The 12,435-nt window shown below is 35.6% G+C and carries 14 protein-coding genes; 3 read left to right on the plus strand and 11 right to left on the minus strand.

The features are described 5' to 3' along the window. Nucleotides 1-512: 512 nt before the first annotated feature. The 5 genes from LCM23_RS19815 to hmpA all read right to left on the minus strand — a co-directional run bounded on the left by LCM23_RS19815 (nucleotide 513) and on the right by hmpA (nucleotide 5,318). Entirely contained in the window at nucleotides 513-2,933 is a 2,421-nt protein-coding gene (locus LCM23_RS19815) for a heavy metal translocating P-type ATPase (RefSeq protein ID WP_224938478.1), read from the minus strand. An 83-nt stretch (nucleotides 2,934-3,016) separates the two neighbouring features. Beyond that, entirely contained in the window at nucleotides 3,017-3,226 is a 210-nt protein-coding gene (copZ, locus tag LCM23_RS19820) for a copper chaperone CopZ (RefSeq protein ID WP_224938479.1), read from the minus strand. 13 nt (nucleotides 3,227-3,239) lie between these two features. Next, nucleotides 3,240-3,575 carry a metal-sensitive transcriptional regulator gene (locus LCM23_RS19825; RefSeq protein ID WP_289433985.1) on the minus strand — a complete coding sequence of 112 codons (336 nt, stop codon included), beginning with the start codon at nucleotides 3,573-3,575 and terminating at the stop codon, nucleotides 3,240-3,242. A 142-nt stretch (nucleotides 3,576-3,717) separates the two neighbouring features. Further along, nucleotides 3,718-3,900 carry an H-type small acid-soluble spore protein gene (locus LCM23_RS19830; protein ID WP_095372961.1) on the minus strand — a complete coding sequence of 61 codons (183 nt, stop codon included), beginning with the start codon at nucleotides 3,898-3,900 and terminating at the stop codon, nucleotides 3,718-3,720. 263 nt (nucleotides 3,901-4,163) lie between these two features. Then, complete coding sequence (gene hmpA, locus LCM23_RS19835) at nucleotides 4,164-5,318, minus strand: NO-inducible flavohemoprotein (protein ID WP_224938480.1); 1,155 nt, start codon at nucleotides 5,316-5,318, stop codon at nucleotides 4,164-4,166. Between the two features lie 174 nt (nucleotides 5,319-5,492). On the opposite strand from hmpA, the gene LCM23_RS19840 reads away from it, so the two are divergent. Beyond that, nucleotides 5,493-5,936, plus strand: coding sequence for an Rrf2 family transcriptional regulator (locus LCM23_RS19840; protein ID WP_224938481.1), 444 nt, complete (start codon nucleotides 5,493-5,495; stop codon nucleotides 5,934-5,936). Between the two features lie 280 nt (nucleotides 5,937-6,216). On the opposite strand, the gene LCM23_RS19845 is transcribed toward LCM23_RS19840, so the two are convergent. Both LCM23_RS19845 and LCM23_RS19850 read right to left on the minus strand, forming a co-directional pair. Beyond that, nucleotides 6,217-7,644, minus strand: a complete 1,428-nt coding sequence (locus LCM23_RS19845) for an alanine/glycine:cation symporter family protein (protein ID WP_224938482.1) — start codon at nucleotides 7,642-7,644, stop codon at nucleotides 6,217-6,219. Nucleotides 7,645-7,866: 222 nt separating this feature from the next. Then, a complete protein-coding gene (locus LCM23_RS19850; RefSeq protein WP_095372957.1) occupies nucleotides 7,867-8,070 on the minus strand; it encodes a cold-inducible protein YdjO-related protein in 204 nt (67 codons plus the stop codon). Between the two features lie 267 nt (nucleotides 8,071-8,337). Here LCM23_RS19850 and LCM23_RS19855 point away from each other — a divergent pair, with 267 nt between their 5' ends. After that, entirely contained in the window at nucleotides 8,338-8,631 is a 294-nt protein-coding gene (locus LCM23_RS19855) for a DUF6509 family protein (RefSeq protein ID WP_224938483.1), read from the plus strand. A 42-nt stretch (nucleotides 8,632-8,673) separates the two neighbouring features. Here the strand turns inward: LCM23_RS19855 and LCM23_RS19860 are convergent, their stop codons facing one another. Then, entirely contained in the window at nucleotides 8,674-9,069 is a 396-nt protein-coding gene (locus LCM23_RS19860) for a cytosolic protein (protein WP_224938484.1), read from the minus strand. A gap of 132 nt (nucleotides 9,070-9,201) precedes the next feature. Between LCM23_RS19860 and LCM23_RS19865 the strand changes: the two genes are divergently transcribed. After that, nucleotides 9,202-10,020, plus strand: coding sequence for a GNAT family N-acetyltransferase (locus LCM23_RS19865; protein WP_224938485.1), 819 nt, complete (start codon nucleotides 9,202-9,204; stop codon nucleotides 10,018-10,020). Between the two features lie 140 nt (nucleotides 10,021-10,160). Here LCM23_RS19865 and LCM23_RS19870 read toward each other — a convergent pair whose 3' ends face one another. From LCM23_RS19870 to LCM23_RS19880, 3 genes are all read right to left on the minus strand, one after another. Further along, a complete protein-coding gene (locus tag LCM23_RS19870; RefSeq protein WP_095372953.1) occupies nucleotides 10,161-10,361 on the minus strand; it encodes a cold-shock protein in 201 nt (66 codons plus the stop codon). Between the two features lie 84 nt (nucleotides 10,362-10,445). After that, a complete protein-coding gene (locus LCM23_RS19875) occupies nucleotides 10,446-11,912 on the minus strand; it encodes a DEAD/DEAH box helicase (protein WP_281202505.1) in 1,467 nt (488 codons plus the stop codon). Between the two features lie 183 nt (nucleotides 11,913-12,095). Then, the gene (locus LCM23_RS19880) at nucleotides 12,096-12,296 is read right to left on the minus strand and encodes a cold-shock protein (protein WP_095372951.1); all 201 of its coding nucleotides are present in this window, start codon (nucleotides 12,294-12,296) and stop codon (nucleotides 12,096-12,098) included. Nucleotides 12,297-12,435 lie beyond the last annotated feature (139 nt).

The following is a 12,435-nucleotide window of genomic DNA, read 5'->3' on the forward strand; positions in this document are numbered from 1 at the left end:
AAAAAATAACTATATATTGTATCTGAGATTGTATGAGTAATCATATCACATCATTTCATAGAATACAATTTATTTCTTTTATCTAAATTTAAAATATACGTTTCGTTCTTTTAGCGGTAAATTTGAGACCATAATAAATAATAGCATTTCTTATTTGTGTAAAAAAGTCTTGAAATCCATTAAAAATTGTTCAAGCTGACCAACTCTACTTTTTTACCTTCAAACGAGTAAGCTTAAACCAGAAAAGTAATAATTTTTTGGTAAATAAATTAAAAAATCGCAGAAGTGTTGAAATAAATTCAATGGTGGTAAAGTTGTGGGTCAAAAAATCTATATAAGTATATGCCATATTAAAAAGAAAATAATTTACCTCAAGGGACAAATTTTTTTATCCATCTCCTACATACCTTCTATAAAAAGAGAAAAACAAACTAACTATTTAATTAGCTTGTTTTTCTCAATCAGTTTTTTGATAGAATGTTTTATAAAAATTCATACGTAACTTGTCATCTTTATCTTACACGTTGCAAACGAAGTGCATTTAATACAACGGACACAGAGCTAAACGCCATCGCAGCACCTGCTAACCATGGTGCTAAGAAACCCGCAGCTGCAATAGGAATACCGATTGTATTATAACCAAACGCCCAAAAAAGATTCTGTTTAATATTACGAATGGTTTTTTTACTCATCATGATTGCATCGGCAATACTATTTAGATCACCACGCATAAGTGTAATGTCTCCTGCTTCCATGGCAATATCTGTTCCTGTACCAATAGCCATGCCGATATCGGCAGTTGCTAATGCTGGGGCGTCGTTAATACCATCTCCTACCATCGCTACCTTTTTCCCTAGACTTTGCAGCTTTCTTACTTCTTCTGCCTTCGTTTCTGGTAAGACTTCTGCAATGACTTTTGATATACCTACTTCTTTAGCAATAGCTTGTGCGGTTAACTGGTTATCTCCAGTCATCATAATAACTTCTAACCCCATATCATGTAGCCTTTGAATCGCTTCGTTTGATGAATCTTTTATCGTGTCAGCTACAGCAAGAAGGCCTTTTGCTCTACCGTTAATAGCCACAAGCATTGCTGTTTTTCCTTCACCTTCTAATTCTTTCATTTGTTTCGAGAACCAAGAGGAGTCTATCCCATTCTCTTCCATTAATCTAACTGTACCAATCAGTACATCTTTTCCTGTAACTTTCGCAGAGATACCATAACCTGGTAGCGCTTCGAAATATTCACTTTTTATTTTTTCTATATTTTTCTCCTCTAACCCTTTCACAATGGCTTCAGCAAGAGGGTGTTCAGATGACTTCTCACTCGCAGCAACAATGGAAAGAAAATGGGCCTCATTTGTTCCAGGCTCGACTATGATATCGGTTAATACAGGCTGACCATTTGTAACAGTACCTGTTTTATCAACCACAACAGTTGTAATTTCATGTGTCATCTCGAGATGCTCTCCACCTTTAAATAGAACACCCATCTCTGCTGAACGGCCAGACCCTGCCATAATTGAAGTAGGTGTCGCTAATCCTAGTGCACAAGGACAAGCAATGACGAGCACAGCAATCATTTTTTCTAACGCACTAGCTACATCACCCGGTTGCAAGAAAAGAAACCATATAAAGAAGGTAACAAGGGCAATAGCTACCACAATGGGAACAAAGATGCCCGAAATCTTATCGGCTAACCGCTGAATAGGTGCTTTCGACCCTTGTGCTTGCTCGACTACTTTAATAATTTGCGCCAGCGCTGAATCTTTTCCAACCTTTGTTGCTTCAACGGTTAAATGGCCATTTTTGTTTACAGTTGCTCCAATTACTTCATCACCAGCTTTCTTATCAACTGGCACACTTTCTCCTGTTAACATTGATTCGTCAACAGCTGAATGTCCTGCAATGATTACTGCATCTACAGGAATTCTTTCACCAGGCTTAATGATAACCTTATCGCCTTGCATAACTTGCTCAACTGGGACAATCGTTTCCTTCCCTTCTTTTACTACAACGGCTTTTTTAGCCTTTAAATTCATTAATTTCTTTATTGCTTCTGATGATCTTCCTTTTGCACGTGCTTCAAATAATTTCCCTAACAAAATAAGGGTAATAATAATCGCACTCGTTTCATAATAGAACTCAACATGATGACCATATGTTGCATTCATCGATTGTAATGTTAGAAACAAACTATAAAAGTAAGCTGCAGAAGTACCTAATACAACAAGTACATCCATATTCGCGCTACCAGATTTCAATGATTTATATGCACCAGTATAAAATTGCCAACCGATAATAAATTGTACAGGTGTCGCCAAAATTAACTGTATCCAAGGGTTCATTAAAAAATCTGGTAGAAAAATGAATGAGGTGAATTCAAAATGCCCAACCATCGTCCAAAGTAATGGTAGAGAAAGGATAGCAGCAGCGATAAATTTCCTTTGCTGCTTTTTAATATGCTGTTCCCTCACATCATTTGCGCTGGCAGTTGTTTTTAGCGAAGCGCTATACCCAATCTTATCTACCTTTGCAATGATTTCCTCAACCGAAACCTGTTCAGGATTGTATTCAACAGTACCTGTTTCTAAAGCTAAGTTCACGTTTGCCTGCGCAATACCGGGCTGTTTATTTAAAACTTTTTCTATTCGCGCCGAACAAGCAGCACTTGTCATTCCTGTAATATCAAACTCAGCTTTCTCTAAAACAACTTCGTAGCCTAGATCTTTAATCTTCTGCTGAAATGCATGTTCTCCTACTTTTTGAGGGTTATAGGAAATGGTTGCTATTTCAGAAGTGAGATTCACATTCGCTTCGTTTACACCATCCATTTTACTTAACCCTTTTTCTATTCGAGCAGAACAGGCAGCACACGTCATTCCCGTAATTGGCAAATGAATTTTTTGGTGAGAATCGTCTTGATTAGACATATGCTCCTACCACACCTTTCTTTCAATACTATACCCTACTACCCTATATAAACACTTAAAATAAATCGTGCAAAGCTGCACGATTAAGATTTAACTTCATAACCTTGATCATCAATTGTTTCTTTAATTTGATCAAGCTTTACAGATGAAGCATCAAAGGCAACTTTGACTTCTTTTTTATCTAAATCTACTTTGACCGTGTCTACTCCTTTAAGTTCACCAACACTACTTTCTACCGCTTTCACACAGTGACCACAAGACATTCCTTCTACATGTAAAATTACGTTTTCCATGTTTAAAATCCTCCTATTTTTTCATTAATTTTTGAATTGTAATAAGAAATTCATCTAACACTTCTTCGTCACCTTCATTTATCCGATCAATGACACACCCTTTTAAATGACCTTCAAGTAAAATTTTAGCGACACTATTTAAGGCAGATTGTGTTGCGGATATTTGTGTAATCACATCATCACAATACGTATCTTTTTCAATTAGACCTTTAATACCTCGAATTTGTCCTTCGATACGATTCAATCGAGTGACTAAATTCTTTTTTACTTTATCTGAATGATGACTTCGTCTATCTGCATGCTCTAGGCACATTGTTTCTTCTCTTACCTTATCTTCTTCATATCCCATTGAATCGCCTCCCTTATACATATTATATTATACCCCGGTACCCTATGTAAAGTGAAAGAATTTTAAATATGGTTCATTTCTCCACTATAAATAAAAAGGTAGGTAGCAGTATCTACCTACACTCTAACATGTTGAATTGTAATTACACTTCATTAAGGTCTGAAATATCTACTTCTGTTCTTTCTTCTAACGGAATTCCTCTTAAATGAACTGTAACTGTTTTATCATCTTCATGTAACTTATCTATCCATACAGAAGTTCCATTGTATTGAACTTCTACATCACTCGATGATGAAAGTATTTGTTTTATCCTCTTTGTTTCCATATGATTCACCTCTCATAATTGATAAATATATTCTTTAACATTTTAGCCTTTTTATACATTTCGAAAGGAACTCATTTGTTGATGAAGGACTTCTCGACAATATACAATTAAGGTTACTAAGAGATGAAAGGTCTTAACAATGGATTGATTTTAATTTATTCATTTATATCGTGTAAGTTGAAAGGGAAAAGGCAAAATTGAATAAACAGAAAAGAGATGAGTTTTCATCTCTTTTCTACTGAAATATTTCAAAAGCTCTTCTTTTACATATTGATCTTTTCTTTTAGAGGAACGGCTGGACCAAACAGTTCAAGATGAATATGCGAATTTTCCACACCTAACATCAATAATTGTTCTTTCATATTTTCCATAAAATTAATAGGACCACATAGATAGTACTCTGCTTCTTGACTAATATGTTGCTTTAAATCCTCACTATCTAATCTGCCCACGTCATCACTATATTTTACTAGGAAACGCCCCTTTTCAATTCCTGCTATCAACGGCTTCACTTCATCTTCAAACGCATGTACGTTTTTGTTCTTACAACTATGAAGGAAACTTACTTCTCGCTTTGTCCCTTCTAATGCATGAAGCATACTCAATAATGGTGTGGTTCCAACACCACCACTGATTAATACCACGGGTGTCTCTGCTTGGGATGATAATACAAATTCACCAGCTGGTGCACTAACATCCAAACTGTCTCCTATTTGCACATGGTCATGTAACCAGTTTGAGACTTTACCCTGTTCTTCTCTTTTGACAGATATACGATACGTCTTTTCTGATGGTTTACCTGATAAGCTATATTGACGGTTATGGTCGTACTTTTCGCCAGCTATATTTACCCGAATCGTTACATACTGGCCAGGTTGGTGGGTTGGTAAAGTCATACCATCATTTGGCTCAATATAAAAAGAAGTGATAAGATCACTTTCAGGTACCTTATTTACTACTTTAAAAGATTTAAATCCAGCCCATGCTGATGCATTGTATAACTCTTCTTCTGTGGAAATAAAGATACCGGCAATCACTTCATAAGCCTCTGCCCACGCCGTAATAATGTCTTCTGTTGCTGCATCACCTAGAACTTCTTTTATCGCTGCTAATAGATGTTCCCCGACGATTGGATAATGCTCCTTCTTAACCCCTAAGCTTCGATGCTTATGAGCAATTGTAGCAACTGCCGGCGCTAATTCTTCTAAATGTTCAATATGGTTAGCTGCTTGAAATAATACATTAGCGAGGGCTTTAGGCTGTCTTCCCTTCTCTTGATTAGCATGATTAAAAATGTTAAGTAGTTCAGGATGTTCAGCAAATAATCGTTTATAAAAATGCGTTGTGATAGCGGTTCCATGAATTTCTAATACGGGTATGGTTGATTTGATGATTTTAATCGTCTCTTGTTTTAACATTAATATCTCCACCCTTTCAATTTAAAAGCAATATTTTAAATACATCTTTAAAATATACCGTTTCCAAATTTAAAGCAATATTTTAAATACATCTTTTAAAAAGTTGTCACAATTGGTTCCATATCAAGCAATATGTATAATAGAACTATTAATAGAAAAAAGGTGTGATTCATAATGCGTCTTACCAACTACACGGATTATTCATTAAGAGTTCTCATATATTTAGCAACAATTGAAAAAGACCAGCTGACAAATATTAAAGAAATTGCAGACACATATCAAATCTCTAAGAATCATCTGATGAAAGTTATCTATCAATTAGGGAAAAATCAATATGTTGAGACGATACGAGGAAGAAATGGAGGCATTCGATTAGCGATGTCACCTAAAGATATTAATATTGGTGAAGTGGTCAGAAAAACCGAAGAAGATTTTCATTTAGTTGAATGTTTTGATACTAATAACAATCATTGTGTCATTTCACCTGTTTGTGGTCTAAGACATGTATTAAATAAAGCATTAAAAGCGTATTTAGAAGTACTAGATCAATATACATTAGCTGATCTAACGAAGAATCAATCGGCATTAGCAGACTTTTTATTTAAAAGTAAATTTTAGATAGCAGTGCATTCTCTCCTACCAAGTAGGGAGATGAAATAATAAAATAGCGGCCTTTAGTCCGCTATTTTTATTACAATCGAGAACCTAACGCTAAATTGAAGCGAAATTAACATTGATAGCAATTTCAATCACATTGCATCCGAGATGAGATACATTCACAATTATCGGCTCAGTTCCTCAATTAGCTGACTTACGCAAAAAATTAATACAAAGTGAAACCTTGTTCCTCGCACAAAAAATGAGCAAACCCCTAAAAATTAGGATTCGCTCATTTCCATTACATCGCTTTCTTTCTTTTCTCCTTTTCTCTGACAGGCCAAGCTTCTACCCCTGTTAGACCAGGGATATCCTCTTGATAAAATTGCGGTTCCAAGCCCGCTTTCCGTTGCTGCATATAGTTTTTCAACAGCTTAACTACGATAGGCGATAACATCGTAATGGCGGTTAAATTGACAAGCGCCATGATACCCATTGTTAAATCTGCCATTCCCCAAACAATTTCTAAATTAGCAATTGCACCAAACATGACCATTCCTAATGCAGCTACCTTATAAGCATGATGAAATATTTTACTCTTATGAATGAAATTCAAGTTTGCTTCACCATAATAATAAGATCCAATAATAGAAGTAAAAGCAAATAAAAAAATAGCAATACCGAGAAACATTCCACCTATTGTACCAAAGTGTTCCGACATCGCTGCTTGAGTCAATTCGATACCTGTTAAGCCTGAAGCATAGCTTTCAGAGGATAAAATGATAAAAGCAGTAGCAGAACAAACCAATAAAGTATCAAATAATACCCCTAGAGCCTGAACGAAGCCTTGTTTTACTGGATGAGATACAGTCGCTGTTGCAGCTGCAATCGGATCTCCCCCCATTCCTGCACCATTGGAGAATAATCCGCGCTTAATGCCATTAACAATAGCAGCAGCTATCCCTCCACCAATAGCCTGCTCAAATCCGAATGCACTTTTAAAAATAAGAGCAAACATTGCTGGTAACTCAGTAATATTTGAAGCAACTGCGAATAAAGCTAACAGAATATAACCAAAAGCCATAAACGGCACGATTAAAGAAGAAATATCTGCTATTCGCTTAATTCCTCCAAATACTACTAATCCTGTTAAGAAAACAAGAATGATACCAATATAAACAGGCTGAATGCCAAATGAATTCTCCATTGCAACAGCGATCGTATTACTTTGTACAGCGTTAAATGTCGTACCATACGATAAGATAATCATTGTGGAAAATAACACAGCCATCCAAGGAAGTTTTAATTGCTTCTTTATATAATATGCCGGCCCACCTTTGAAGCCTACACCAGTCTTAACCTTATAAGTTTGCGCTAACGTATTTTCGACAAATGAGCTAGCACTACCAATAACTGCAATTAACCACATCCAAAAGATTGCTCCAGGACCACCTAATACCATCGCAATAGCTACTCCGGCAATATTACCTGTACCTATTCTCGTTCCTGCACCAACAAAAAACGCTTGTAAAGGCGAAATAGTTTTTTTAGACTCTGTTGTAACGGTTTCTTTAACAAACAGTAACCTAACCATCTCACCAATATGCCTGACTTGAACAAACTTTGTTCTTATACTAAAAAACAGCCCTGCAATCACTAACACAAAGATAAGAACATAACCCCATAATACCTCATTACTCATATTCACAATGTTTTCAATAAACTCCATCAAATCCCCCTTTAATATAAATGAATACTTACCATATTTATTAAAAAATTCTGTCTTTTCACCCCCTTAAGATATCTACATACCCGTTCTTACAATAAATAAACCTATATTGATAAAGTTTTTAAATAAAATAAAAAAGAGTGGTTATCAAACAACCACTCGTCTTATCCTGTTCATTCAATTATCCTTGACTTAACAGAAGCCAAAAATAACAGAAGAATATTATTTGTTATAAAGACTATTGTTATTGACTACTTGTAATTCTTTTGTTGTTGCTACCATTTCACTCTCACAAATTGGGCATTTTGGTGTACTTTTAAAGTTGTCTCTCACCCAAGCATTACATGTTTCTGAGGAACATTCCCAAATTTTAATCTCTTCAGTCTTCACTTCTTCCATGTTCTTTCTTCCAAATCCCATTGCCATTATCAGGCACCTCCTAAAGGTAGAACATATCATCCGAAAAAAATAAAAATCACTCGCTATGCCAAACCAGTATGGTCCTTTATAACAAGTGTGTGTGATATTTTTTACTTAACAAATATTAGTATAGCACATTTTTTTATCCTTGTCAAAACAAGGAAACTTCCACTTTAACATGTTGTCCTATAAAAAACAACCTTTATGTATGAATTATAGTGGAAAAAGTGTATAATAGAGACGCTGATTGCTTTAAAGAAAGGATGAAGACATTTGCATATTTCTAGTTATACGGTGGAGGAAATCAATGATCCAACTGGTATACTGTCTGGAGAGAGGTACGAATTCTTTTTAGATATTGATGTTGATGAAGATGATGAATTATATTTAGAACAAGGTATTCGCTTGCGCGTGTTATTTTATAAAGGTGAAGACGAAATGAAGATACTTAATTATCACTTCCAAGAGAATAATAATGAAGAGATTTTGGAATTTGGATTAGAAGAAGAAGAAGAAATATTAGTGACTAAATTCTGTAGTCAACATCTCAATGCAAATGAAGAATAAATCATAAAATGCCTAGGGTTAGCCCCTAGGCATTTTTTATGATTATTCCTCTACTTCTTTACCTTCTTCAATGATATGATACATTAAATGGGCAAGGTGATGTATTGGACCATACACTTCTTCATCCTCTTGCTCTTCTTCGTTAAATTCTAAATCATTTAAATGCAAGGCAACAAACTGGTAAAAATCCGGCAATGAAAAACTGTAACAAGCGGTTGGCTCTTCTTCTTCGCCTTCATAATGAAGAACCATATACGACTCTTGTCCATCCTTATTAAGACCATCAAAGTAAACAAAAAAGCCAATATTCGTATCTAATTCAAACAGGTGTCTTGTTCCACCTTCTGTCATTCGGTTAAAATCTTCCTCTGATAGTTTGTTTACATTCATTTCATCCACTTGATCTTCTTTATGGAATTGTACTTTAAATGATTGCATACATCTCCCTCACTTTCTCTATATGATGATAGCATAAACACCTGTATTATCCTATTATTACCTTCGTAATAAAAAAGAAACTTCTTCATTTTAATTTTTACAGATATAATAGCTTAAAGGAGTGCGAAGAAAATGGATAAACATGAGATCTATCAGTTGCAAAAAATTTGTGAACAACATGATGAGATCATACTTAAATTAAACTTTGATATGATAGAGAATACCCAAACCGAAACACCTTTGTACAAGCACTATATTGATGGTCAACTTATCGGTTTTGTTGCACTTTATCCATTCGGGTCCAAGCTTGAAATATGTGGTATGGTCCATCCTAATTATCGTAGAAAAGGAATATTCTCTTCATTATTTACGGAAGCTTTGCCGATGATTGACCACTATCAAGAAGTACTAATTAATATACCAGGTCAATCACATACGGGTACGACCGTTATGTCTGCATGGAAACAACCGTATGCTTACACAGAATATCAAATGGTCTATGAAGGGGGTCAACCGACAAAACAAGAGCAACGAAATATTCATCTCAGAATCGCAGAATTAGTAGATTCTACATTCTGCAACCGACTCGATCAACTATGTTTTAACCTTTCAGAAGAAGATGCTAAAGCGATTAATGGTGATTTCAACTTACATAGACAAGATCATCAATTACTAGTCATTTGCGATGGTAATCAGAGAGTCGGTAAGATACGTCTCCAAATAAAGGATCATCATTTATGGATATACGGGTTCGCGATTCATCCCAATGAACAAGGTAAAGGGTTAGGAAGTGAAGTATTGCGTCTAATCATTGAACAATACGAAGCTCGTTATTCCATTCACTTAGAGGTTGAGGTTAAGAATAACCGGGCACTCACGCTTTATAAAAAGTGCGGATTTACAGAGTGTGGCAGTCAGGATTATTATCACTTCAATAAAAACCATAGATAGGTACTCACATTCGTTGTCATCCGAATGGAGTTCTATTTAGTCCTCATCAAATACAGCGGTGGAGTACTATTAACCATGAATAAAAGAAAAAAGATCACTCCTCAATGGAATGATCTTTTTTGTTTGATTGAACATTTGTATTATAGCTTTGTCACATTTACAGCTTGAGGGCCACGTTGCCCCTCTTCTATATCAAAAGACACTTCTTGTCCTTCATCTAATGTTTTAAAGCCTTCAGTTTGAATTGCAGAGAAATGTACGAATACGTCATCTCCACTTTCTTGTTCAATGAAGCCAAATCCTTTTTCTGCGTTAAACCATTTTACTTTACCTGTTGCCATTTTTTCTTTTCCTCCTAAACATTTGAAAACTCACAGGAATAGTCTCCTGTATTTCCTAATATACCACAATTTACTTTATTTTAATCAATCGCGGCCTTTATTATTATTTTTTACACGACGTCTTTCGCGACCTTTATAGTCACGTCCGCCCCCTTTACGATCTCTTCCACCAGATCTCGGACGATCACCAAAGCGACTACGATTACGCCCATCTCTATTTTTAGGTTTTTTCGAACGAAGTGGCTCAACCGCTGTAATTTTTACAGGTGTGACATCTGGATCTTTTGTTAATAATTTTAATGCTGCTGCCAATACTGTCACTGAATCTGTATCTTCTAACAACGATTCTGCAATACGTTTATACTCATCGTAGTCTTTCTTATCAATCGTATTCATTAAACGATTAATCGTCACACGTTGGTTACCTGCAACAACATCTTTAAACGTTGGCACTGGTTCTTTCTTCATTTTTGTCTTTGTTACATTTTCAATAATTTTCAAGTGATCGATTTCTCGTGGAGAAACAAATGTAACAGCTAAACCTTTATTCCCCGCTCTCCCAGTACGTCCAATACGGTGCACATAGCTTTCAGGATCTTGAGGAATATCAAAGTTGTAGACATGTGAAACGCCTGAAATATCTAGTCCACGAGCGGCAACATCTGTTGCTACCATAATATCGATTGTTTGGTCTTTGAAACGACGAATAACTTGATCACGTTTTGCTTGTGGAATATCACCATGAATACCTTCTGCAGAATATCCACGTTTAATTAATCCTTCTACCACTTCATCTACGCGTTTTTTCGTTCTACCAAATACAATCGCAAGTTCAGGAGATTGAATATCTAATAAGCTACATAACACATCAAATTTTTGTTTTTCATGCACTTCGATATAAGATTGTTCAATATTTTTTACTGTTAACTCTTTTGCTTTTACACGAACAATTTGTGGATCATTCATAAACTTCTCAGCTAGAGTTTGAATACGTCTAGGCATTGTTGCTGAGAAAAGAAGCGTTTGGCGTTCATGCTCAATTTCACCAAGAATTCTTTCAATATCTTCAATGAAGCCCATATTTAGCATTTCATCCGCTTCATCTAGAACAACTGATTTAATATTGTTTAGACGAATGGTTCTTCTTTCAATATGATCAATTAAACGGCCTGGTGTGGCAGCGATAATTTGCGGGCGATTTTTAAGTGCGCGAATTTGTCTGCCAATATCTTGACCACCATATATCGGTAAAGTCCTGATTCCTTTCACTTGTCCAATACGATTTAATTCTTCAGCCACTTGCACAGCTAGTTCCCTTGTTGGGGCAAGAACCAAACCTTGAATGCCATCTTCTTTCGTTACTTTCTCTAACATTGGGACACCAAATGCCGTTGTTTTACCAGTACCTGTTTGAGCTTGACCAATCATATCCGCACCAGCTAATGCGATTGGTAGTGATTGTGCTTGAATAGGTGTTGGCTCTTCAAAACCCATATTAGAAAGAGCTTTTTCTAGCTCTGTACTTAAACCAAAATCCGAAAATTTTACCAAGATAAATCCTCCTTGTATTTCAAACATACTTCAAAATAATCTATAGTATGAGTGTATCCAGTTTCCATTAATTTTTATCAATTTATAAGCAATAAAAGTAAAATCATTGTAACGGTATAAGAACGGTTGGGGAGTAGTTCACATAAAAAGGTGATGCATGAAAGGCCATGCATCACCGCATTATTATGCTTTTACAACGTTTGCAGCTTGAGGGCCACGGTCGCCATCAACGATTTCAAAAGTAACTTCTTGACCTTCTTCAAGAGTTTTGAAACCTTCAGATTGAATCGCACTGAAATGTACGAATACGTCTTGTCCTTCTTGAGACTCGATGAAACCAAAACCTTTTTCTGCGTTAAACCATTTTACTTTACCGTTATTCATGATAATACCTCCAAAAAATAATCACTAAAAAGTCATAATTATATAAGCTTATAGAGAAAAGTGGAATGCCTCGTACTTTAATTTTCTTATGAAGTTAAAAAGGCCGTAACTACAAGAAATGAAGAGTACAATCGCCTAC

Source organism: Cytobacillus kochii (genome assembly GCF_020171845.1).
Classification (GTDB): Bacteria; Bacillota; Bacilli; order Bacillales; family Cytobacillaceae; genus Cytobacillus; species Cytobacillus kochii.